Raw genomic sequence first — 22,814 nt, forward strand, 5'->3', positions numbered from 1 at the left:
CCTCCCCCTCGATCGCGAGCGAGGGCAGGCTCCACTGATTGACCACGCGGGTCTCGGAAGCGGAGCCCCTGCGGGAGACGAGGCGTTGGCGCGAGCCTACGCTTCGACGTCGCTCGGCCGGTCGTCGTTCGACGGCGTCGAGAGCCCCGCGAGCAGCGCCGGCAGCGCGGCGTAGTCGAGCTTGCCGGTGCCGAGCAGCGGCAGGCGCTCGACGATGCGGACCTGCGAGGGCACCATCAGCTCGCTCGCCCCGCGCGAGCGGGCGAAGGCGGAGAAGTCGGCGCGGGTGGCGGCGGGGTGCTGCGTCAGCAGCACCAGCCGCTCGCCCTTGCGCGGGTCGGGCTCGGCGACGACGGCGGAGGGTGCGCCCGGCCACAAGTCGCCCGCCAGCGCCTCGACCGCGGCGAGCGAGATCATCTCGCCGCCGATCTTGGCGAAGCGCTTGGCCCGCCCCTCGATCCGGACGAAACCGTCGGCGTCGATCGAGACGATGTCGCCGGTGTCGTGCCAGCCGTCCGCCAGCCGTTCGAGATGGCCGGGTCGATCGCTCCTGAGATAGCCGAGCATGACGTTGCCGCCGCGCACATGGAGGCGCCCGCCCGTCTCCACGCCCTCGACCGGTTCCAGTCGATGCTCGATGCCCGGCAGAAGGCGCCCCACCGTGCCCGGCCGGTTGTGCATGGCGGTGTTCAGCGCCAGCACCGGCGAGGCCTCGGTCACGCCGTAGCCCTCGAAGAGGCGGATGCCGAACCGGTCCCCATAGGTCCGGCGCGTCGTGGCCTTCACCGGCTCGGCGCCGGCGAAGACGTAGCGAAGCGACCGAAGATCGTAGGGGTGCGCGGTGCGGGCATAGCCGGCAAGGAACGTGTCGGTGCCGAAGAGGATCGTGGCGTTCGCGGCGTAGATGAGCTCGGGCACGATCCGGTAGTGCAGCGGCGAGGGGTAGAGATAGACGGGAACGCCGGAGACGAGCGGCAGCAGCGTCGCGGCGCTGAGGCCGAAGGAATGGAACATCGGCAGGACGTTGAACACCTTGTCGTGGGCGCCGAAGTCGATGCTCGCGGCGATCTGCGCGATGTTGACGAGGATGTTGCGGTGGCTGAGCACCACGCCCTTCGGCGCGCCTTCCGAGCCGGAGGTGAAGAGGATCGCCGCCGGATCGTCCGCGTCCCGCTTCGCGAGCGGTCGGCTGCGGGCGAGGCGGCCGCGGAGCTTCTCGAGCGTGCCGAGGCTCGCGCGCACGTCCTCCAGCCAGACGAAGACATGGTCCGTGGAGAGCTCGTCCACCAGCGGCTGGAGCTTGGCCCGCTCGACGAAGGCGCGCGAGGAGAGGATGGTGCGGGTTTCGGCCGCGCGGCAGGCCGCGCGGATGTTGGCGGCCCCGGCGGTGAAGTTGATCATCGCCGGCACCTTTCCGGCCGAGACGAGGCCGAGGAAGGTCGCAACCGTGCCGTTGGCGTTCGGCAGCATGAGGCCGAGATGCGGCTCGTTCGGGAACATCAAGGCGAATCGCGCACTGAGAACGCGGGCGGCGGTGAGGAGCGTGCCGTAGGTCATGGCGCCGGTGACGGGATCCTCCAGCGCGAGGCGACCGAGGCCGTCGCGCCGGGCCTGGGCGGTGATCTTTTCGAGGATCGTCAGGTCGGTGCGCTCGGTGCGGAACACGAGGCCCGACATGACGCGGCCGAGCTGCGCGCCGGCCAGCGCGCGGCGGGCGCGCGCCGTGCCGCCCTCCGGCACGCCGATGCGCTCGGGCGGCAGGATGGTCACGCGCACCTTCGGAAAGAGGCTGCGGCGCACTTGGCCGTCGCCGAGCCGCGAGAAGTAGGACCGCTCCAGCCCCTCGATGCGGATCGGAACCACCGGCGCGCCGGTGCGCGCGGCCACCATCGCCGCCCCGTCGTAGAGCTTCATCAGGCTGCCCGTGACGGTGATGCGCCCTTCCGGAAAGATCACCAGCGGCTCGCCGGCCTCGGCTGCCTTGATCAGCGTGCGCGTCGAGATGGGGCGCGAGGGATCGAGCGGCAGGGCGCGCACGAAGCGCAGGAACGGCTTCACCCACGGGCGCGTCGCCGTCACGTGGTCGATCGCGAAGACGGGATCGCGCTCAGTGAGGGCGAGCGCCAGCGGCGCGTCGAGAAAGCTCGCATGGTTCAGCACGAGGATCGGGTTCGGTCCGGCCGCGTCGAGGTTTGCGAGGCCCTCGACCTCCATGCGATGGAAGATGCGGAAATACAGGGAGGCGGCATCGCGCACCGGGTTGGTGGGCAGCTTCCGAAGCATCAGCACGGCTGCGCCAAGGTTGAGGAGCGCCAGCGCGGCGAGGATGCCCGGCAGCGGAAGGCCCGCCGCCTGAACGAGGGCGAGCGCGATGCCGCCCGCCACCATGAAGCCGGCGCTCAGCGCGTTGGCGCCGGCCACCGTGCGCGCGCGGCTCGCAGCCGGGGCCCAGGCCTGGACGGCCGCGAAGGTCGGCACCACCAGAAAGGCACTGGCGAACGCCATGCCGGTGAAGTCGACCAGGGCGCGCGTGGTGCTCGGATCGCCCGACAGCGCGAAGGCGAGGTCGAGGCCGAACCCGGCCATGGCGAGGGCGGCCAAGGGAGCTGGCAGGAGCACGATGCGACCCCGGCAGATCCAGGCCGCGAGACCCGAGCCGATGGCGACGGCGACGGCGAAGAGCGCCAGAACGGCCGACACCATGGCTTCGCTGCCACCGAGCGTTCCCGTGACGATCACCGGCAGCAGCGACAGGAGCACGGCGCCGACCGCCCAGAACCAGGACACCATCAGCGAGGCCGCGAAGACGCGGCGATCCGTGCGCAGCCCCGAGACGAGGCCGGCGGTGGAGCGCAGCACGTTCGGCTCGATGCGAAGCTCCGGCGCGGCCGGGCCGGTGGCCGGGATGCGGCGCGCCGTGAGCCAGCCGGCCACCGCGAGCGCCAGCATCAGGGCGCCGGGCACGACCGGCGAGCCGGCGGCGAGAAGCCCGGCGAGCAGCGTGCCGCCGAGGATCGCGGCGAAGGTCGCCCCTTCCACCCAGGCATTGGCGGTGGGAAGCTCGGACGCCGGCAGGAGGTCGGGCAGGATGCCGTACTTGATCGGGCCGAACAGGGCCGAGCCGACGCCGAAGCCCGCCAGCGCCACCATCATGACGGGGATCGAGCCGAGAAGGAGGCCCGTAGCGCCGAGCGCGGCGACGGCGATCTCGGCGAGCTTCAGCCGCCGGGCGACGAGCGCCTTGTCGTGCCGGTCGGCGAGCTCCCCGCCGAGACCCGACAGGAGCAGGAAGGGCAGGATGAAGATCGCGCCGCACAGCGCCACGAGCGGCGCGGCGCCCTCGGCCGAGACGCGGAAGAGGATCAGGAAGACCAGCGCGTTCTTCAGGAGGTTGTCGTTGAACGCGGTGAGGAACTGCGTCCAGAAGAGCGGCGCGAAGCGCGCTGATAGCACCATGGGAGAGCCCATCGGAGATCCTGTTCGGTCGATCGTTGTCGAAAAACGGCGGTGACGAAGACGCGTCGGATCCCGGGCGCCCTCGTCGTCGGCGCCCGGGAGGTCTGCCGCGTCAGTCGGTGCGGCGCTCGGCGCCCATCAGCAGCTTTTCGGTGCGCGCCTCTTCCAGGCGGTTGAGGAAGCGCGACGCCTCTTCCTCGTCGCGCAGCGTCTTGGTGACGGAGATGGACGTCTGGACGAGCATCAGGGACGCCATGGCGTAGAAGCCCTTGGCCGCGAAGCTCGCTTCCAGCGACCAGATGCCGACCGCCATCATGCCGGCGGCGACGACGAAGCTGGCGATGGTGAAGCTCTTCCAGGCGGCGGACTGCTTAAGGGTGTAGGTCTCGGTCATGATCGGGGTTCTCCAGGTTCGAATGGGGGTCGAAGGGGGGAAGGCGGGAACGGGGCGTTCAGGCGCTCGTCTGGCGGCGACGCTCGTTCAGGCGCTGCAACACGGCGTCGGTGCCGTGGGCGAGGGGCGTCCCGCAGCCGGCTTCGGCGAGCTTGCGCGACAATGCGCCGGGATCGGCGTCGCGGTCCATCTCGTCCAGCGCGAGAGCCACGCCATCGGCCTCGCCCTGGCGCTGGCGAAGCCGCGCGAGCGTCGCTTCCGCGTCGCGAAGGCTCGATCCGATCTCGCCGGGCGCTGACGTCCGCAGGCGTCCCACCCGGCCCGCCGCCTCGGCCAGGCGCTGGCCGCGCCGGAGATCACGCAGCCGGTCCTCGGCATCGGCCACGATGCGGCGAAGGCGTGCGATCTCGGCGGTGAAACTCTCGCTCGCCTGCCGGGCGGCCGCGAGGTCCGCTTCGAGGCGCGCGATGGTCTCGGCGGCTTCCCGTGCGAGGGCATCCTTGCCGGCGTCGAGCGCTGAAACCGCCCGCTCTTCGAGATCGGCGACATGAACCGAAAGGGTCTGCGCCCGCCGGCTTTCCTCGCGCTCCTGCGTCATCGCCACGGCGACGGCGAGGCGTGCGCGCTCCAGCGTCGCGGCGCCGTCGCGGATCTGCTGGCGCAGGATGACATGGGCATCGCGGTCGAGCACCGCTTCGGCCGCTTCGTATCTGTGACCCCGGGCCAGGGCGACGAACTGTTTCCACATGCTGCGAACCTCGCTATGAACATTGTTCAAACGCAATGAACCACGAGAATGAACATCGTTCAAGAAAAAAATGAACGGCGTTCAAAATTTATGGAGTCGGTGATGACGGAGCGAATTGATCGACGCGAGGCGCTGCGGGAGCGGATCCTCTCGGCCGCCGAGGCCCGGATCGTGGCGGGCGGCGTCGCGGTGCTGCGGGCCCGCGACGTGATGGCGGATGCGGGCGCCGCGCTCGGGGGTCTCTACAACGCCTTCGACGATCTCGACGACGTCGTGCTGCACGTCAACTCGCGCACGCTCGACCGGCTGAACGGGGCGCTGAGCGACGCGAGACGCGGCCTCGAAGATCCCGCGCAAGCGTTGCAAGCCTCGGCTCTGGCCTACCTCGCCTTCGCACGGGCCCATCACCCGCTCTGGTCGGCGCTGTTCGACTATCGCTACGCGTTCGATCGCCGAATGCCCGACTGGCTCCTGGCGCAACAGGGCGACCTTCTGGTCCACATCGTCGAGCCCTTGCGAAAGCTCCGCCCCGATTGGGACGAGGACACGCTTCTGCTGCGCGCCCGCATCCTGTTCGGCGCCATTCACGGCGTCGTTTCCACCTCGCTGGAAAAGCGCTTCGTCGGCCTGTCCGCCGACCGGCTGGCGACCGAGATCGGCGCGTTCGTCGACGTCATCGTGGCGGGAACGTTGCACGGCGCGGACGGCGGGGCCTGGGGATCGACAGGGGACTGAACACGGACCATCCGCCTCGGCCTTCGGAGCGCCGAGCCCGCCCGCGATGAAGCTTCGCTCCACGCTCCCGCTGCGAACCCCGGTCGTGCCGCCGCGCCATGGCGCCATGGCAGGCCTCGTCGCCTGCCCCGTCCGCGATGGTCCGACGTTGCCCTGCTGCCGCGGAAGACGACCGCCGGCCGGTTTCCGTCAGGGGTGGCTGGCGAAGTTCGAGCGCCCGCCCCATCTCCGGGCCGAGGCCGGGAGGCCGGCGCCGGTCGGAACGAGGGATCGCCATTGAACCGTCTGGAAGGCCTGCCGCGATGGTTGGCGATCGATGCGCCGCACGAGAGCGTGGCGGCCCTGTTCGCCGCCTTCTGCCATGAGGTCGTGCGCGAGGGCGCTCCGATCCACCGGGTCTCTCTCGGTCTCGAAGGGCTGCATCCCGAAGTGAGCGGCTGGCAGCATATGTGGACGCGCGAAGCCCTGTCGTCGCGCGAGACGGACCGCGCGACGGCGCCGACGTCCCGATCCTACCTTCACAGCCCGACGCGCATCGTCGACGAGACCGGGCGCGCGTTCCGCCGGCGGCTCGACCAGCCCAGTCCCCATCTGCCGCTGCTCGACGAACTGCGGCTCGGCGGGATGACCGACTATGTCATGTACCCGCTGCCCTTCCTCGACCGCAGCCGGACGGCCGTCATCTCCTTCGCCACGGCCGACAGGGACGGCTTCGACGATCGTGTCCTGGCCGAGCTCGAGTTCGCCGTCCGGCTGCTCAGCCCCTACCTGGAACGGCGCGTCCTCCGGCGCATCTCCATGGACCTCCTCGACACCTATGTCGGACCGCACACGGGGCAGCGCATTCTCGAGGGCCACGTGGAGCGCGGCGCCGTCGAGCAGATCGAGGCGGCCATCTGGTTCGCCGATCTTCGCGGCTTCACGGCCCTCTCGGAAACGACCCCGACGAGTCAGGTTCTCGCGATCCTGAACGACTGGTTCGGTATCGCCGGCGAAGTCATCGCCGCCCAGGGCGGCGAGATCCTCAAGTTCATGGGGGATGCCGTCCTCGCGATCTTCCCGACCGCCGCGGATCAGGATCGCCGGACGGCATGCCGACGAGCCATGGCGGCGGCCGAGGAGTTCACCCACAGAACCGACGCCGCCAACGCACGACGAAGGTCACACGGGGCACCGCCGGTCGCGCATGCCCTGGTGCTGGATGTCGGCGAGGTCGCCTACGGCAATGTCGGCGCGGCCCATCGCATGGACTTCACGGTCATCGGCCCCGCAGTCAACCGCGCCAGCCGCCTGTTGCACCTGGCCAAGCGCCTGGAGCGGCCCGTTCTCGTCTCGGACGCCGTCGCTCGCGAACTCGACACCGCGTTGATCGATCTCGGGCATCACGAGCTTCGAGACGTCGCGCTGCCACAACGGGTCTTCGAACCCGGACGCCGAACGTCCGTTTGAGATCCTCGTCCAGGCCAAGGATCGCGGCGGCGCCCGCGGGAACGACATCGTTGAACACGGCCGTGCCTCGTCGCTCCGAGGGCGACCCGCATGACGGCGCGGGAATGGACTGGTCGCAGACGGCCGTCCGCTATGCGGAGCGGCCGCAGAAACGGTTCGGGCTGCGGGTCGCGCACCTGCGCTGACGCCCTCGCCCCTTCGGCGTCGAAGGGCCCCGGCGTCGGGGCCGCACGAGGATCGCGCGGAAGTCGTTGACGTTGGTGAAGGTCGGGCCGGTGGTCACCAGCCGGCCGAGGCGCTCGAAGGCGGTGAAGCTGTCGTGGCGCGCCAGATGGTCGGCGAGATCGACGCCGGCGGCGCGGGCGTCGGCCGGAAGATCGCCGTCGAACCAGGCGCCGGCATTGCTTTGCGACCCGTCGATGCCGTCGGTGTCGCAGGCGATCCCCGAAATGCCGGCGCGCCCGCCGAGCGCCAGCGCCAGCGCCAGCAGATACTCGCCGTTGCGCCCGCCCCGGCCGGAGCCCGACATCGTCACCGTGGTCTCGCCGCCCGACAGCAGCACCGTGGGACGCGCGGGCGCGAGACCCAGCGCCAGCCGCGCATGCGCCCGCCCGACCTCCACCGCCTCGCCCTCGACCGTGTCGCCGAGGATCACCGGTTCCAGGCCGGCGGCACGCGCCGCCTCTGCCGCCGCCTCCAGCGCCATCCGCGGCGTCGCCAGCATCTCGATCCCGGCCGGCCCGGCACCGTCGGCGGCCGGCGCCAGACGGTTCGCCTCCATCGCCCGCCGCGCGCGGTCCTCCAGAGAGAGGCCGTAGCGTTGCAGGATCGCCGCGACCGCGCCGGGATCGGTCTGGTCGGGAACGGTCGGGCCGGAGCCGATCACGGCCGGGTCGTCGCCGGGCACGTCGGAGATGACGTAGGTCACGACGGCGGCAGGCCGAGCGGCCTCGAGCAGGCGCCCGCCCTTGATCGCCGAGAGCGCCTTGCGCACGGCGTTCATCTCGTGGATCGGCGCGCCCGAGCGCAGCAGCGCCCGGTTCAGCGCCTGCTTGTCGGCGAGCGTGACGCCAGCGGCGGGCAGCGAGAGCAGCGAGGACGCGCCGCCGGAGACGAGCGCCACCATGAGATCGTCCGGCCCCGCGCCGTGCGCCAGCGCCAGGATGCGGCGCGCCGCGTCCTCGCCCGCCTGGTCGGGCACGGGATGGGCGGCCTCCACCACCTCGACGTGGCGGGTGGGCAGTCGTATCGGAACGTGTCGTACTTCTGTGCGAGATGGAACAGGGCGAAGTTCATCGAGCCCATGTTTAGCGAGGCGACCTCGGGCTTGAAGGTCGCGGCGGGCAGGACACGCTCCTCGACCTTCATGAAGGGGCTGCCGCCGGTGGTGATGTTGATCACCGCGTCGATCGCCGCCTTCACCGTCGGCAGGAACCTGGCGAAGCCCTGCGGGCTCTGGTCGGGCCGACCGTTCTCGGGGTTGCGGGCGTGCAGATGCAGGATCGACGCGCCCGCCTTCGCCGCGGCGACGTCCTCCGCGCTCACCATGCGGCGCAGCGACACCTTCTCCAGGTAGCGCGTTTCCATGTCCTCGTAGGCAACGCCGACCTGGTCTGCCCGGTCGCGGATCACCTTCTCCATGCGCGGACCCGCGACGATGCCCGGCAGCACGGCGTTGACGCGGATGTTGGAGGGGCCGAGCTCCTTTGGCGAGGCTCCGGGTGAAGCCGATGACGCCGAACTTCGAGGCCGAATAGGGCGAGCGATAGGCGTATCCATGCCGCCCGGCCGAGGACGACAGGTTGACGATCGAACCGCCGCCCGCCGCCCGCAGATGCGGCACGGCGAGGCGGGTGCAGAGGAACTGCCCGGTGAGCCCGATGTCGAGGCAGCGGCGCCAGTCGTCCGGCGCGATCTCCTCGACGCCGCCGGTCGGCCCGGCGATTCCGGCACTGTTGACGAGCGCGTCGAGCCCGCCGAGGGCGGCGAGCGCGACGTCGAAGAAGCGGGCGACCTCGTCCTCGCGCGAGACGTCGGCGAGGGCGACCGTGACGCCCGGCAGTTCCGCGGCCGCCGCATCGAGCGCGGCCTGCGACACGTCGCAGAGCGCGACGCGGCACCCCTGACCATGAAGCAGGCGGGCGGTCGCGAGCCCGATGCCGCCGGCGCCCGCCGTGACGACGACGCGCTGGCCCGCGAGGCCGGAGAGGAGGTTGGGCGGGGTAAAGGGCATGGCGGTCTGGGACACGATCGTTCAGTTCCTGCGTTCGCGAAGGGCGAGGACGGCGGCGAGGTCCACGCAGCCGAAGAAGAGGGCGCGGAAGGCGTAGGGCAGCGTCGTTCCGGCCAGCAGCGTCTGGAGCGCCGTCAGCAGCAGCGCGCCGCCGACCATGCCGAGAAAATGCCCGCGTCCGCCGGTGATGAGGGCGCCGCCGACCACGACGACGGCGATCGAGGGCAGGAGGTAGTCGTCGCCCATGCCCAGACTGGCCTGACCGGAGAAGCCGGTGAGGAGGATGCCGACGAGGGCGGCGCACACCGCCGAGAGAACGTAGACGCCGACGATGACGCGTCCGGTCCGGATGCCGGACAGGCGCGCGGCTTCGAGGCTGTTTCCCACGGCATAGACGCGCCGGCCGAAGGCGGTGCGCCCGAGGAGCCGCGTGCCGGCGACGAGGAAGAGAAGCAGCAGCGCGAGCACCGGCGTCATGCCTGCGATCTTGCTCGTCATCGGTCAGCGCAGGCCCGGCGAGGCGAAGCCCGAAGGCGTGCCGCCCGAATAGAGGAGCGCGATGCCCTGGAGGATGCCGTTCGCCGCGAGCGTCACCGCGATGGGCGAGAGGCCGAGAGCGACGACGCCGAGCCCGTTGAGGAGACCGATGAGGGCGGCGAGCGCGAAAACCGTGGGGACGGCATAGAGGAGCGCGGCGTCCGAACCCTGGACGAGACCGGCGAGAAGAATGCCGGAGAGGCCGATCGTCCAGGGCACCGAGAGGTCGAGCCCGCCGGTGAGGATCACCGAGCCCTGCCCGAGTGCGAGGATGATGAGAAAGGTCGAGAGGACGAGGAGCGAGTTCCAGAAGCCCCCGTTCAGAAGCGTGTTGCCGAGAACCACCTGCGTCGCGACCAGCACGACGAGGAGACAGACACAAGCGGGCACGGCGTAGCGCAGCGCCGCGGCATGGCGCTGGAGGAAGCCAGGCTCGGGCAGCGCGTCGCCCGGCGCGCGCACACGCCCTCGCGACGCGACGAAGGCGAGTTTTCGGTCGGCGCCGGGGCGCTGCGAGACATGGGTGCCCGCCCGACGTGCCCGGATGGCACCACGAAGCGTCCGCAGGCGGTCGGCGAGGACGGAATGGCGCGACAGCGAACCGAGAAGCACCGCGGCGAGCAGCACGCCGCCCTCGGCGATGGTGGAGAAGTAGGCGGAGACGTTCAGCGCGAGAAGGATGTTGACGACGATCATCAGCACGAAGGCGCCGAAGATCGTTCCCACCCGTCCGCCCTTGCCGCCGCCGAGCTGCGTTCCGCCGATGACGACGGCCGCGAACATCGAGAGCAGCAGCGAGTTGCCGACGAGCGGATCGCCGGATCCGGTCTGCGCGCTGACGAAGACGCCGGCCAGCCCGTAGAAGCCGCCCGCCAGCACGTAGGCGCCGAAGCGCACCAGCGGAACCCGCACGCCGGTCGCCGCCGCCGAGGCGGGATTGCTGCCGAGCGCGTAGAGCGCGACGCCGAAGGCGGTCTTCTTCAGCCAGAGCCAGAACAGGGCGGCGGCGCCAGAAGCACGAGCGAGGCCGGCAGGAGTTCGGGAACGGCATCACCCATGTAGAGGGCGCCGAGCGAGGGGAGATGAAGCCGCCGGGGTGCGACAGCACGAGAAGCGTCAGCCCCTGCACGATGAACATGGTCGACAGCGTCACCACGATGGGCTGGAGCCGCAGCACGGCGACGAAGAACCCGCTGAAGGCGCCGACCGCCATGCCGGTGCCGATGCCAATGAGCGTCCAGAGGGCGACCGAGGCCTCCATGCCGGCCGGGTCCATCCGGCTTGCGAGGACGGCGTTGACGAGTGAGATCACCGCGCCGGCGGAGAGGTCGAAGCCGCCGGAGAGAACGACGAGCGTCTGGCCCATGGCCGCGAGGGCGAGGGCGGTGCCGCCGCTCGCCTGGAAGCTGACGTCGAAATAGCTGAGCGGTCCCGGGCTGATCGCGTCGACGAGGAGAAACAGGGCGACGAAGACGAGAAGCGCCACGATCGGGCGCGGTTGCGCGCCAGCCAGCGCAGCGGCACGGACGCCCCGCCGGCCCAGCGCGCGCGAAGGGCGTTCGCGGTCTTCGAGCTTCGAAGAATGTTCGGGCAACGAGCATCGGAGATCCACGAGCGGCGTCGCGGTTTCCCTTCAGATGGGCAATGCCTTCGGCCGCGACGCGGTCGATCGAGATTTGGGCGTTCCAATGTCGGAGCGATGAGCTAGAAGTTGACGCGTTGCCTCCAGTTTCGAGTTCCCCTTGTCCGCTTTCGCTCCCCAGCCGTCCCTTGCAGGCCTTCGCTCGCGCCTCCCGGTTCGGCGGGCCGCGATGCTCTGTGCTCTTCTCCTCGCCTGCGGGCCCCTGAAGGCCGACCCGCTGACGCTGACGGACATGAACGGGCGCGTCGTCACCCTGCCCGGGCTTCCGGAGCGCATCGTCACGCTTCCCCTGCCGGCGGCTCCGACGCTGATCGCGCTCGATCGCTCGGCGCGCCGCCTCGTCGGCATTCAGCCGATCGCCCGATCGATCCTCACCGAGGGGCCGCTCGGGCGTCTGTTTCCCGAACTCGCCCGAACCGACGGCGGGTTCCTGCGTTCGGGCGCCTCGGCCTTCATGCCGAATGTCGAGGCCTTGCTGGCCCTGGAGCCCGACCTGGTCGTGCAGCGCGGCGAACTCGGACACGCGATCGTCGAGCCGCTGGAAGCGGCCGGCCTTCCTCTGCTTCTCGTCAGCTATGGCGACGAAGCGCGCAGCCTCGCCAATATCCGGCTTCTCGGCCAAGGGATCGGGCAGTCTGCGCGCGCCGAAGGCTTCGTCGCCTGGCGCGCCGAGACTGCCGAGCGCCTGCGCGCACGCGCGCAAGGCGGCGAGCCGCCCGGCGTCCTGTTCCTGTCTCGCTCGGCCGGCGGCTACACCACGACGGGAGGCAACACGCCGACCGACCACGCCATCCGCACGGCGGGCGGGCGCAACGTCGCGGTCGAGCTTCCCGGCTCGACGCAGGTCGGCCCCGAGCAGCTCCTGCTCTGGGACCCGCAGGTGATCGTGCTCAACAGCGGCGATCCCGACCTCACCCCGGCGTCCTTCGCGGCCGACCCGATCCTCGCCGGTCTGTCGGCGGTGGAGGGTGCGCGCGTCTACAAGGCCCCCACCGGTGGCTACCGGCTGGAGCCGCCCGGCCCCGAGAACCCGCTCTTCTGGATTTGGCTCGGCGCGGTGCTTCGTCCCGGCGCGGCAGAGACGCTCGATCTTCGCGCCGAGTTCCGCGCCGGCTTCGCGCGGCTCTACGGCGCCGAGCCCGCCGACGACGAGATCGACGCGATGCTGCAATCGGTCGCGAACCGGGACGGCGAGGCCTATCGCGCCCTCGCGGGCGCACCGTGATGCTCTCGGCCGACCAGCCTGCGGCTGCGGCGGTGCGCGGGCGTTCGGCCCTGGGGGTGTTCGCGCTCCTCCTGCTCCTCGTCGGCTTCCTGTCGATCTGCGTCGGACGCTTCCCGGTCTCCCCCGGCACCGCGTTCGCGATTCTCGGCTCGGCCTGGCAGGACGGGACGGGCGGCTGGACGCGGATGCAGGAGACCGTCGTCCTCCATGTCCGCCTGCCTCGCGTGCTGCTCGCGGCGCTGTGCGGCGGCGGTCTGTCGCTGTGCGGTGCGGCCTTGCAGGGCGTGTTCCGCAATCCGCTCGTCTCGCCCCACATTCTCGGCGTCTCGTCGGGCGCGAGCTTCGGGGGCGCGCTGGCGATCCTGCTGGGTGTCGGCGGCATCGCGATGATCGGCTCGGCCTTCGCCTTCGGCATCGGGGCCCTCGTGCTCGTCGGCCTTCTCTCCAGGGCCGGCGGGGGGACGGACACGGTCGGCGTGGTGCTGACGGGCGTCGTGGTGGCGGCCCTCTTCAGTGCGCTCGTCTCGCTGCTCATCGTGCTGGCCGATCCCGAGACGTCGCTGCCGGGCATCGTCTTCTGGCTGATGGGCAGCTTCGCCGCCGCCACCGACGCCAAGCTCGCGCTGGCCGCCCCCGCGCTTCTCGCGGGCGGGGCGCTGCTTCTCGTCATGCGCTTTCGCATCAACGTCCTGTCGCTGGGCGAGGACGAGGCCCGCTCGCTCGGACTTCCCGTGGAGCGTGACCGCTGGGTCGTATTCCTGGCGGTGGCGCTGGTGGAGGCCACCGTCGTCTCGTTCGCCGGCGTCATCGGCTGGGTCGGGCTGGTGGTTCCCCATGCCGCGCGCTTTCTCGTGGGGCCCGACCACCGCCTGCTCCTGCCGGCCTCGACGCTTCTGGGCGCGGCCTATCTCGTCGCGATCGACACATTGGCCCGCACGCTCACCGCCGCCGAGATCCCGCTCGGCGTCCTCACGGCGCTGGTCGGCGCCCCCGTCTTCGCCCTCGTGCTGATCCGCCGGCAGAGGCAGGAGGCGCGATGATGCGCCTCGCGGGAGCCGGGGTGCGGCGCGGCGAGCGCTGGATCTTCCGCAAGCTCGACCTCGAACTCATCCCCGGTCGCAGCCTCGCCGTCCTCGGGCCGAACGGACGCGGCAAGACCACGCTGATCCGCGCGGTCATGGGTCTCGTGCCTCTGCGCGAGGGAGAGCGCACCGCGCCTCGCGTCATCGGCTACGTTCCGCAGTCGCCGGCCGCCCCTGTCGGCTACCGCGTCGAGGATTTCGTGGTGATGGGTCGCGCGGCCCGGCTCGGGCTCTTCGGCTCGCCGGGACGGGCGGACCAGGCCGCTGCCGCCGAGGCGCTGGAGACGGTGGGCGCCGCCCCTTGGGCGAAGCGCCCGGTTGATCGACTGTCGGGGGGCGAGCGCCAGCTCGTGGCGCTGGCCCGCGCCCTCGCCACCGGCTCGCCCCTTCTCGTGCTCGACGAGCCCATGTCGGCTCTCGATCTCGCCAACCAGGCACGGCTCCTCAAGGTTCTCGACGCGCTTCGCGCCGGCGGGCGTCATGCCATCCTGTTCAGCACGCATGCTCCCGAACACGCGCTCGTCGCAGCGGACGAAGCACTCCTGATGATGGGAACAGAAGAACGTTCGATCGGCCCGGTCGGCGAGGTGCTTTCGGAAGTCAACCTTTCTAATCTCTACAACCTGACGATCCGTCGTGCGTGTCTTTTCGAAGAAACGGGGCGGCCGGTCGAGGCGATCGTCCCTATTTTCTAGCGATAGTTGCGTTGCTCCCGCGACGAATCGCGAACGGATACTGCAAACCACTGTTGCTGGTTCGGCACAATGAGGCTCGATCCAACCGAGAAAACATGACTGTCGCTTTCATGTTTTAGCGTGTGGTCGTATGTCCCATTGTCGCCATCTTTTGGACTTGGTTCATGATCTCCTCGCGTCTCTGCCTGTCGTCCGCGATCGCTCTCCTCCCGTTCGCGCAGGCCGTGGCCGCCGAGGAGCGCACGGTCGTGCTGGATACGGTCGTGGTGGACGGGGAGGGCGCGCCGGCCGAGGGCGCTGGCGCGAAGGGCTATGCGAGCGGGCGCACGCGAGGATATCAGCCTGTCACCACCTCGCTCGGGCTGGGAACGGACGCCTCGATCCTCGACATCCCGCAAGCCGTCGCCGTGGTTTCGCAGGAGGTGCTGAACGACCAGCAGTCCCGTTCGCTCGAGGAGGTTCTCTGGAACGTCTCGGGCGTGACGCAGACCAACTCGCTCGGCGGCACGCAGGACGCCTTCCTGCGTCGCGGCTTCGGCGACAATCGCGACGGCGGCGTCTTGACCGACGGGTTGAAGACCGCGCTGCCGCGCTCGTTCAACGCCACCACCGAGCGCGTCGAAGTGCTGAAGGGCCCGTCCTCGGCCCTCTACGGCATCCTCGATCCCGGCGGCCTGATCAACGTGGTGACGAAGAAGCCGCAATATGATTTCTCGGGCCGGGTCGAGGCCTGGCTGACGAGCTTCGGCGGGGGCGGTGCCTCCAGCGACGTCACCGGCCCGGTCGGCCAGACCGGCCTCGCCTATCGCCTCGTCACCGAATACGAGGACACCGACTATTGGCGCAACTTCGGCGAGATCGAGCGCAAGCTTCTCGCCCCTTCCTTCGCCTACGAGACCGACACGACGCGGATCGACGTCTCGTACATGCAGGAGTCCTATTCGGTCCCCTTCGACCGCGGCACGATCTTCGACCTGACCTCCAATCGGGCGGTGGACGTCGATCCGAAGACGCGCTTCGACGAACTCTACAACGCCACGGACGGCTCGTCCGACCTCGCGACCGCCGCGTTGACGCATGAGTTGAACGAAGATTGGACGCTGCGGGTGAACTACGCCTACAGCGACAACACCTATTACGACAACCAGGCCCGCGTCACCGCCTACAACGCGGCGACCGGCATCCTGACCCGGCGTGCCGACGCCACACAGAATTCGCAGATCGAGCAGCATTCGATGCGAGCCGACACGGTGGGCCGGGTGACGACGGGCGATGTCGAGCACGAACTGCTCTTCGGCGCCTCGTTCGACGATTCCGACCTGCTGCGGACGAACCTCATCCGCGGCCCGACCAGCCGCCGCTTCAACATCAAGGACCCCGTCTACGGTCTCCTGCCGACCAGCAACGCGGTGTCGGCGGTGGACAGCGACCAGACCGAGAGAACCCGAACGTACTCCTTCTACGGACAGGACTCGCTGCATCTCGGCGAGCGGTGGATCCTCATCGGCGGACTTCGCTACCAGCAATACGAGCAGACGGCCGGCAAGGGACGGCCGTTCCTTCTCAACACGGACCAGTCGGATGGCGAGTTCGCGCCCCGCGCCGGACTCGTCTACAAGGTCCGGCCGGATCTGTCCGTCTACGCGAACTGGAGCCGTTCCTTCAAACCGAACTCCTCGATCGCCAGCGAGATCGGCGCCTTGCCGGCCGAAACCGGCGAATCCTACGAAGCCGGCGTGAAATACCAGCTGGCGACCGGCATCACCGCGACCGCCGCCCTCTACACCATCGACAAGGAAAACGTTCTCTACAGCGAGATCGTCAACGGCGAGACCCGCACGACCACAGCGGGCGCCGTCGGCTCGCGCGGCTTCGAGTTCGATCTCGCCGGTCAGGTGACGGACGAGCTCGACCTCATCGCCACCTACGCCTACACCGATGCCAGGGTGAAGGAGGATCCCGTGCTCGACGGCAAGCGGCTCACCAACGTCGCCGGGCATTCGGGCTCGCTGTTCCTCGCCTACGACTTTTCGAGCTTCGTCGATCTCGGAACGCTGCGAGCGGGCATCGGCGGCCGGTATGTCGGCAAGCGTCCCGGCAACGCCGCGAACACGTTCGACCTGCCGGACTACACGGTTCTCGACGCGTTCGTGTCCTACGCCGTGCCGGTGCGCGACCAGACGCTGACCTTGCAGCTCAACGTCAAGAACCTCGCGGACGAGGTCTATTACGCATCGTCGATCGGCACCAACAATCTCGGCGTCGAAATCGGCGAGCCGCTGGAAGCCGTCTTCACCGCTCGCGTCGACTTCTGATCGGTCGAAGACGAAGCCGAGCGAACTCGCCTCGGTCCGTCGTTCGGTGAAGATTCATTGCGCCTATCGGCGTCGGATGTTTGCGCCGCTCTGATGATCGCTTCCAGGCCTCCGACGAGCCTCCGGCGACCGCGGCGCTTGCTTTTCCCGACATGCATCACGGACGTGTCCATACGAGCCGGACATCGCCGGCGAACGGACAAATCGAAAGAGCCCTTCCGCCCGGGGCGAAGGAGCTCTCTCTTGCTCGGTCTGCCGGGTGAGGCAAGACGAACGGGCCGCCGGTGAGAGCGGGCCGCGCGGGCGTCGCGGAAGAGGGACGCCTCAGGCGACGAGGAAGTCGTCGGCCATCAGGCCCAGGCCCTTGCCGATCTCGGCGAACTTCACGGCAGCGACACCACCGATGCCGTCCGCGTCGTAGAACAACCCGCCGCTCGATGCGTCGTAGAGGATGCGATCACCCGCATCCAGCGCGACAGTTCCCCTGACGAAGCTGCCGGGATCGAGAGTCCCGGCGGTCAGCGCCGTGAAGACGGACCGCGAGAGCTCGACCGTGTCGTCGCGCACGTTGTAGTCCTTGATCACGTCGACGTTGCCGGAGCTGAGCGCGGTCGAGAAGACGAAGACGTCCTGGCCGGAGCCGCCGGTCAGCGCGTCCTTGCCGAGGCCGCCGTCCAGCCGGTCGTTGCCGCCGCCGCCCTGAAGCGTATTGGCCGCGCCGTTGCCGACAAGCTCGTTGTTGAAGTCGTTGCCCTTGAGCGTGACGGACGACGTTCCGATGCCCACGAGGCGCTCGACATGGCTGTCGACGGCGAGGGTGAAGCTCGCCTTCGCCAGGATCGTGTCGACGCCTTCTCCCGAAAGCTCGATGACCCGGTCCTTGGAGGAATCGACGGTATAGGTATCGTCGCCCTTGCCCCCTGTCATCAGATCACCGCCGCTCAGGCCGTCGATCGTGTCGTTGCCCGCGCCCCCGATCAGCGTGTCGGCGCCGCTGGTGCCGGTGATCGAGCGCCCGGCTTGCGGCGCGGCGGGCTGGATGGTCAGCTCGAAGCTCTGCGGCCCGCTCAACAGGCTGGTCGGATCCTTGACCTGATACTGGAAGACCGTCTTGCCGGAGAAGCCGGCGGTCGGCGTATAGGTGAAGCTTCCGTCGCCGTTCAGGGTCAGGCCGGATACGGGCGAGACCAGCTGATAGGTCAGGCCCGTGTTCGAGTCCGGGTCGGAGCCTGCGGGCAGGGCGCCCGTCAGCACCTTGTCCTGCTGGCCGGTCGCGGCGTTGCCCGTCGTCGCGGCCACCGGCGCATCCGCCACCGGCGCGATCGTGATGTCGAAGCCTTGGACCGCGCTGAGAAGGCCGGACGCATCCTTGACCTGGTACTGGAAGCCCACGGTGCCGTTGGCGTTGGCCGCCGGCGTGTAGGTGAAGCTGCCGGAGGGGTCGAGCACGAAGCCGCTCAGCGATCCGACCTGCACATAGCTGATCGCCTCGCCTGCGTCCGGATCGCTGCCGGCGGGAAGGCGTCCGGTCAGAACGGTGTCCTCCGTTCCGGCCGCCGCGTTGCCGGTCGTGGCGGCGCGGGGCGCGTCGGCGACCGGCGTCAGGGTAAAGGTGAAATCGGTCGGCGCGCTCGTCAGGCCGCCCGCGTCCTTGACCCGGTACTGGAATGAGACCTGGCCCGCGAAATCGGCTGCCGGCGTGTAGACGAAGCTTCCCGAAGGATCGAGCGCGAGACCGCTTAGCGGCGAGACCAGCTCGTAGCTGAGGGCGCCCGGTCCGTCGGGATCGCTGCCGGCCGGCAACGCGCCGCGGATCTGCGTATCCTCGGCGCCCGTGGCGGCATTGCCCGTCGTCGCTGCGAGCGGCGGGCGACCGGGAACGGAGCCGCCGTTCTCGAAGGTGAAGTCGCTGGCGTCGAGCGCCGCCGCACCCGGAGCCCGTTTCACGGTGAAGGTCTCGGAGACGCCTGCGTCCTGCACCGTCCAGGTGTTGTTGACGCCCGCCGTCAGCGTCGCGCCGGACCCGTAGCCCGACAGGACGATGCGGTCGCCGGCCGCCGTGCCCTGGCCGTCGAAGTCCTCGATCACGTCGCCGGCGGCCCCGCCCTTGCGCAGGACGAAGACGTCGTTGCCGGCACCGCCGTAAAGCTGGTCCGCCCCGCCGCCGCCGTCCAGCGTGTCGTCGCCCTCCAGGCCGCGCAGCCGGTTCGCGGCGGCATTGCCGATGATCTGATTGGCCCCGGCGTTGCCGTCGCCGTCGATGACCGCAGAGCCCGACAGCGTGAGGTTCTCGAGATTGGCCCCGAGCACATAGCTCAAGGACGAAACGACGGTGTCCTTGCCGGCGTCCGCCGTCTCGATCACCACGTCGCCGGTGCTCTCGACGACGTAGGTGTCGTCGCCCAGGCCGCCCCGCATCTCGTCGGCGCCCCCCTTGCCGTCCAGGACGTTGTTTCCGGCATTGCCGATCAGCACGTTTCGCACCGAATTGCCGGTGGCGTCGATCGCGGACGGTCCGGTGAGGGTGAGGTTCTCCACCTCGTCGGCCAGGGTGTGACTGACCTGCGAGATGACGAGATCCGTGCCCCCGAGCCCACCGTTCTGCTTCTCGACGATCGTGTCGCCGAGATGATCGACGTAGTAGGTGTCGTTGCCGTCGCCGCCCTTCATCGTGTCGGCTCCGGCTCCGCCGTCCAGCGTGTCGGCGCCGCCCAGCCCCTCGAGCTCGTTGCCCAGCGCGTTGCCGGTCAGCCGGTTGTCGAGGGCATTGCCGGTGGCGCGCACCCCCGTGCCGACGAGAACGAGGTTCTCGACGTTGGCGGCGAGGGTCAGGTTGAGGGTGGAGATGATCGTGTCGTTGCCGGCGTTCGCGGCCTCCGCCACCGTGTCGCCGGTGTGGTTGACGTAGTAGGTGTCGTCGCCGCCGAGCCCGGCGAAGCTATTGGCGCCGCTCGTCCCGTAGAACGTGTCGTTTCCGGCCGTACCTGCCTCCTGATAGTTCGGGATGGAGAGCGTACCGGCGTCCATGCCGGTGATCGAGTTGCCGGTCGCCACGGTTCTGCTCGGCCCGCCATCGTCGTTGGTCGGCTCCTCGCGGATGCCGTAGCGCGCGTTCACAGCGCCGCTGGAGGAAATCGTATTGTCGAGGACCTTCGTGCCGAGAGAATAGACGGTCGTCCCGGTCACGGTGTCGGTGCGCAGGCGGATGTTCACCTCGTCATAGGTGCCGTCCGCCTCCTGCGAGTTGTCGTGGATCGTGTTGCCCTTGATCGTGGTGTCGGCCGAGCCCTCGACTCTCACGCCCTGGCGCAGGTTCCCGTAGATGTCGACCCCGCTGACCGTGACGCCGCTGGCCAGCTTGATGAGCATGCCTTCCTTGGCGTTGCCATGGTAGGATCCGCCTTCGACCGTGATGTTGCGCACGGGAGGCAGAGTCGTTCCGTCGTCGGGCAGGATGTCGCCGCGCTGGACCGTGAGGCCGGCGGAGCCGTTGTCGCGTGCCTCGTTGTTTCGCAGGACGAGGTCCTGCGTCATGTTCTGCAGGTTGAAGCCGTGCCGGTCGTTGTCATAGGCGACGTTGTTGGCATAGAGCCCGCCGAACACCGCGTCGGCCACGAAGCCGTCGAGCCCGTTGCCGTGCGAGACCGAGTTCGTCACCACCATATTGGTGACGATCTCGTGCGGGTTGATGCCGTAGGCCGTGCAGTTCTTCGCCTCGACGTTGTCCAGCGTGATGTTGGACTGCGTCTTGCCGCTGTCTTCCTTGATGCCGCAGATGAAGCCGGCCTGATGCCCCGTGTTGTTCTCGCGGTTGCCGTCGATGGTCAGGCCCTTGATGGTGACGTTGTCCACCGTCTCCAGCGCCGTGCGGACGATGCCGTTGATCCGCGCGTCGAAATGATCGGCCAGCTTGATGACCGTCTGGCCCATGCCCGCGCCGGACAGCGTCATGTTGGACGACAGTTCGATCGGCCCCTTCGACGGATTGCCGGGGTCGCCGCGCACGAGATACGTGCCGGCGGGCATCTCGATCGTTCCGCCCTGCGCGTCGTCGCATGCCTGGATCGCCCTCTGGATGGCGGCCGTGTCATCCGTGACGCCATCGCCTTTGGCTCCGAAAGCCCGAACATTGAATACGTTCATGCTGATCTCCTAAGCCTGCGACAGCGCGCAATACGTCCTTGCCTTCGAACTCGCAGACCCTAATGCGTGGCGCGAAGCCTCACATTGATGCGAATCAATCAGTTGGGTCCGGACCGTCGTCGAAAAATGTTGCACAACGGCAACGATCGCACCGTCGAAGGCGCATGACGCAACCTTGCAAGAGCACGCACGATCCTCGACCGCAGAAGGGTTCGGCTCTTAAACCGTCGTTGCGACGAACGGCAATTTAAATGCTGAAGGATAGATCTGTCATATTTCGGTCAACCTTGGCGCAACTTTCATGTCGTCTTATGGGCTGGCAGTATCGCGGAAGAGAGAGCAATCCGGAGCCATCGAATGTCCGGTTGTGCTGTCGAGGGGGCGGCAGCCGGGGGATCGGGCTTGCTTTCCGGTCGGCCTGTGGAAGGGGTCAAAACTCGATCGTCTGGAGGCGTCGAGACGGCATGCCGGTCCACGTAACGATCGGTGATCTTTTGTCCGGCGCTTGGGGTTCGCGCCGGACCATCTGTAGCGTGTGCTGAAACGGCGTTCCCGGAACGATCGATTTCAGATGAGTACGAGAGGCGACCGTCCGTCGGCATTCCACCGCCGGACACAGCCGTCCGCAGTCATTTCACGGGAAAGCGCGGGAAACCTCTGGTTTCGGTCGCGCCGTCCGATGCCAACCACGCAAGCCGAGAAGACAGAGCCGAACGGCCTGTCGCGCACACTCCGCTTTCCGCTTTATCGACTGGAGACCGAATGACCTTCAATTCCGATCACTTCGACTTGACCAACTGGAAGCTGACGCTGCCGGTGGATGCCGGCAACGGCTTCGGCGGCACGGCCGTCGAGGTCAAGAAACTCGTCGGCTACGAGGGGAACCACTTCTACGATGCGGCCGACGGCGCCATGGTGTTTCGCGCCGACGTCGCCGGTGCGACGACGAGCGGGTCGAAATATGCCCGTTCCGAGCTCCGCGAGATGCAAGGGTCCGATCGGGCCGCCTGGACGCTCGCCGAAGGGGGGACGATGACGGCGACCTTGAAGGTCGACGCCGTGCCCGTGCGCAGCGACGGGTCCGAGGGCCGCGTCGTGATCGGGCAGATCCACGGCGAGGACGAGGAGCTCGTGCGCCTCTATTGGGAAATGGCCTGCCCCCATTAGGTGGCCCGGTTCAAATCTAATGCATGGTGGGCTTTTCGGCGACGTTTGAGGTGGCCGGCGAAGCGGGTTGGGGTGGCGCAGCCGGCCACGGCACCGCAGCGGGTGCTGGCGGGCGGTAGCCGAGCGAGGAGTGTGGGCGGCGCGTGTTGTAGTGCTGGCGCCAACTCTCGATGACGATGCGGGCCTCGGCGAGGCTGTAGAAGATCTCGCCGTTCAGAAGCTCGTCGCGAAGCTTCGAGTTGAAGCTTTCGCAGTAGCCGTTCTCCCATGGGCTGCCAGGCTCGATGAAGGCGGTCTGGGCGCCAACCGCCGTGATCCACTCGCGAACAGCCTTGGCGACGAACTCCGGGCCATTGTCTGACCGAACATGCCCCGGCACACCGCGCAGGATGAAGAGATCGGACAGGACATCGATGACGTCCGTGGACTTGAGCTTCCGGTCGATCCGGATGGCGATGCATTCCCGGGTGAACTCGTCGATCACGTCGGCGAGAAACGCGCAGCGTTTGTCGCCAGGCATTCGGAACTTCCGCCCGTTGTGGGTGCGATCCTCGACGAAGTCGTAAGACCAGACGTGGTTGGGATATTCTGGCCGGCGCCGGATGCACGAGCCGTCGTTCAGCCAGAGCCGGCCTCTCTTGGGCTGCCTGGCCGGCACCTTCAGACCTTCCTGGCGCCAGATCCGTTCGACGCGCTTCAGGTTGACCAACCAGCCAGCCGCTTTCAGCAGGGCCGTGATCCTCCGCCTTTCGGCGATTGCCAGCAATCGCCTGTCGGCCAAGGGGATACCCATAGCGGCCATATTGCGTGGCGAGTTCGACAATGTCGGTTCTCAGCGCCGCATCGTCGGCTCGCCCCGTCGGTACCTTGCGCTGTGTGGATCGGTGCTGCCCCAGGACCCGACACGCCAGCCGCTCCGACACGTTGAACCTCTTCATGACGTGGTCGATGCATTGGCGACGGCGGGCGGGGCTCACCAGTTTCCCGAGGCGG

At 68.8% G+C, this 22,814-nt stretch carries 12 protein-coding genes and 5 pseudogenes; 7 read left to right on the forward strand and 10 right to left on the reverse strand.

Annotation, left to right across the window (positions count from 1 at the left end):
- Nucleotides 1–96: 96 nt before the first annotated feature.
- The 3 genes from GGR04_RS20185 to GGR04_RS20195 form a co-directional block, all read right to left on the reverse strand.
- Nucleotides 97–3,468 (reverse strand): acyl-[ACP]--phospholipid O-acyltransferase, encoded by a 3,372-nt coding sequence (locus GGR04_RS20185; RefSeq protein ID WP_183201903.1) that lies wholly within the window; start codon nucleotides 3,466–3,468, stop codon nucleotides 97–99.
- A gap of 100 nt (nucleotides 3,469–3,568) precedes the next feature.
- Nucleotides 3,569–3,850, reverse strand: coding sequence for a YiaA/YiaB family inner membrane protein (locus GGR04_RS20190; protein ID WP_183201905.1), 282 nt, complete (start codon nucleotides 3,848–3,850; stop codon nucleotides 3,569–3,571).
- Nucleotides 3,851–3,908: 58 nt separating this feature from the next.
- On the reverse strand, nucleotides 3,909–4,598 hold the full coding sequence (locus tag GGR04_RS20195) for a PspA/IM30 family protein (RefSeq protein WP_183201907.1): 690 nt from the start codon (nucleotides 4,596–4,598) through the stop codon (nucleotides 3,909–3,911).
- Between the two features lie 102 nt (nucleotides 4,599–4,700).
- Between GGR04_RS20195 and GGR04_RS20200 the strand changes: the two genes are divergently transcribed.
- Nucleotides 4,701–5,333, forward strand: a complete 633-nt coding sequence (locus GGR04_RS20200) for a TetR/AcrR family transcriptional regulator (RefSeq protein ID WP_183201909.1) — start codon at nucleotides 4,701–4,703, stop codon at nucleotides 5,331–5,333.
- 276 nt (nucleotides 5,334–5,609) lie between these two features.
- Complete coding sequence (locus tag GGR04_RS20205) at nucleotides 5,610–6,782, forward strand: adenylate/guanylate cyclase domain-containing protein (protein ID WP_183201911.1); 1,173 nt, start codon at nucleotides 5,610–5,612, stop codon at nucleotides 6,780–6,782.
- Nucleotides 6,783–6,912: 130 nt separating this feature from the next.
- Here the strand turns inward: GGR04_RS20205 and GGR04_RS20210 are convergent, their stop codons facing one another.
- The 5 genes and pseudogenes from GGR04_RS20210 to GGR04_RS24330 form a co-directional block, all read right to left on the reverse strand.
- Nucleotides 6,913–7,983, reverse strand: coding sequence for a glycerate kinase type-2 family protein (locus tag GGR04_RS20210; RefSeq protein ID WP_312857496.1), 1,071 nt, complete (start codon nucleotides 7,981–7,983; stop codon nucleotides 6,913–6,915).
- 41 nt (nucleotides 7,984–8,024) lie between these two features.
- Nucleotides 8,025–8,318: pseudogene (locus GGR04_RS20215) on the reverse strand (3-keto-5-aminohexanoate cleavage protein); the annotation flags it as partial.
- A 223-nt stretch (nucleotides 8,319–8,541) separates the two neighbouring features.
- Nucleotides 8,542–9,015, reverse strand: a pseudogene (locus GGR04_RS24085) (SDR family NAD(P)-dependent oxidoreductase); the annotation flags it as partial.
- Nucleotides 9,016–9,036: 21 nt separating this feature from the next.
- Nucleotides 9,037–10,551, reverse strand: a pseudogene (locus tag GGR04_RS20225) (ABC transporter permease).
- 160 nt (nucleotides 10,552–10,711) lie between these two features.
- Nucleotides 10,712–10,918: pseudogene (locus GGR04_RS24330) on the reverse strand (ABC transporter permease); the annotation flags it as partial.
- Between the two features lie 445 nt (nucleotides 10,919–11,363).
- On the opposite strand from GGR04_RS24330, the gene GGR04_RS20230 reads away from it, so the two are divergent.
- From GGR04_RS20230 to GGR04_RS20245, 4 genes are all read left to right on the forward strand, one after another.
- Nucleotides 11,364–12,419 (forward strand): ABC transporter substrate-binding protein, encoded by a 1,056-nt coding sequence (locus tag GGR04_RS20230; protein WP_183201913.1) that lies wholly within the window; start codon nucleotides 11,364–11,366, stop codon nucleotides 12,417–12,419.
- On the forward strand, nucleotides 12,419–13,459 hold the full coding sequence (locus tag GGR04_RS20235; RefSeq protein WP_183201915.1) for a FecCD family ABC transporter permease: 1,041 nt from the start codon (nucleotides 12,419–12,421) through the stop codon (nucleotides 13,457–13,459). Before GGR04_RS20230 ends, GGR04_RS20235 begins: the two co-directional genes overlap by 1 nt.
- Nucleotides 13,456–14,196 (forward strand): ABC transporter ATP-binding protein, encoded by a 741-nt coding sequence (locus GGR04_RS20240; RefSeq protein WP_183201917.1) that lies wholly within the window; start codon nucleotides 13,456–13,458, stop codon nucleotides 14,194–14,196. The genes GGR04_RS20235 and GGR04_RS20240 overlap by 4 nt, the downstream gene beginning before the upstream one ends.
- Nucleotides 14,197–14,360: 164 nt before the next feature.
- Entirely contained in the window at nucleotides 14,361–16,511 is a 2,151-nt protein-coding gene (locus GGR04_RS20245) for a TonB-dependent siderophore receptor (RefSeq protein ID WP_183201919.1), read from the forward strand.
- 324 nt (nucleotides 16,512–16,835) lie between these two features.
- Here the strand turns inward: GGR04_RS20245 and GGR04_RS20250 are convergent, their stop codons facing one another.
- Nucleotides 16,836–20,654, reverse strand: coding sequence for a tandem-95 repeat protein (locus GGR04_RS20250; protein ID WP_183201921.1), 3,819 nt, complete (start codon nucleotides 20,652–20,654; stop codon nucleotides 16,836–16,838).
- Between the two features lie 762 nt (nucleotides 20,655–21,416).
- Between GGR04_RS20250 and GGR04_RS20255 the strand changes: the two genes are divergently transcribed.
- Nucleotides 21,417–21,821, forward strand: coding sequence for a polysaccharide lyase family 7 protein (locus tag GGR04_RS20255; RefSeq protein ID WP_210291897.1), 405 nt, complete (start codon nucleotides 21,417–21,419; stop codon nucleotides 21,819–21,821).
- A 16-nt stretch (nucleotides 21,822–21,837) separates the two neighbouring features.
- Here GGR04_RS20255 and GGR04_RS20260 read toward each other — a convergent pair.
- Nucleotides 21,838–22,814 (reverse strand): annotated as a pseudogene (locus GGR04_RS20260) (IS3 family transposase); the annotation flags it as partial.

Source organism: Aureimonas pseudogalii (assembly GCF_014196835.1).
In the GTDB taxonomy this organism is placed as follows: domain Bacteria; phylum Pseudomonadota; class Alphaproteobacteria; order Rhizobiales; family Rhizobiaceae; genus Aureimonas; species Aureimonas pseudogalii.

What these genes read in the sequence shown, in the direction of transcription:
- GGR04_RS20185 (WP_183201903.1), bottom strand. Translation starts at nt 3,468, where the DNA reads ATGGGCTCTCCCATGGTGCTATCAGCGCGCTTCGCGCCGCTCTTCTGG.
- GGR04_RS20190 (WP_183201905.1), bottom strand. Translation starts at nt 3,850, where the DNA reads ATGACCGAGACCTACACCCTTAAGCAGTCCGCCGCCTGGAAGAGCTTC.
- GGR04_RS20195 (WP_183201907.1), bottom strand. Translation starts at nt 4,598, where the DNA reads ATGTGGAAACAGTTCGTCGCCCTGGCCCGGGGTCACAGATACGAAGCG.
- GGR04_RS20200 (WP_183201909.1), top strand. Translation starts at nt 4,701, where the DNA reads ATGACGGAGCGAATTGATCGACGCGAGGCGCTGCGGGAGCGGATCCTC.
- GGR04_RS20230 (WP_183201913.1), top strand. Translation starts at nt 11,364, where the DNA reads ATGCTCTGTGCTCTTCTCCTCGCCTGCGGGCCCCTGAAGGCCGACCCG.
- GGR04_RS20235 (WP_183201915.1), top strand. Translation starts at nt 12,419, where the DNA reads ATGCTCTCGGCCGACCAGCCTGCGGCTGCGGCGGTGCGCGGGCGTTCG.
- GGR04_RS20240 (WP_183201917.1), top strand. Translation starts at nt 13,456, where the DNA reads ATGATGCGCCTCGCGGGAGCCGGGGTGCGGCGCGGCGAGCGCTGGATC.
- GGR04_RS20245 (WP_183201919.1), top strand. Translation starts at nt 14,361, where the DNA reads ATGATCTCCTCGCGTCTCTGCCTGTCGTCCGCGATCGCTCTCCTCCCG.
- GGR04_RS20250 (WP_183201921.1), bottom strand. Translation starts at nt 20,654, where the DNA reads ATGAACGTATTCAATGTTCGGGCTTTCGGAGCCAAAGGCGATGGCGTC.
- GGR04_RS20255 (WP_210291897.1), top strand. Translation starts at nt 21,417, where the DNA reads ATGACCTTCAATTCCGATCACTTCGACTTGACCAACTGGAAGCTGACG.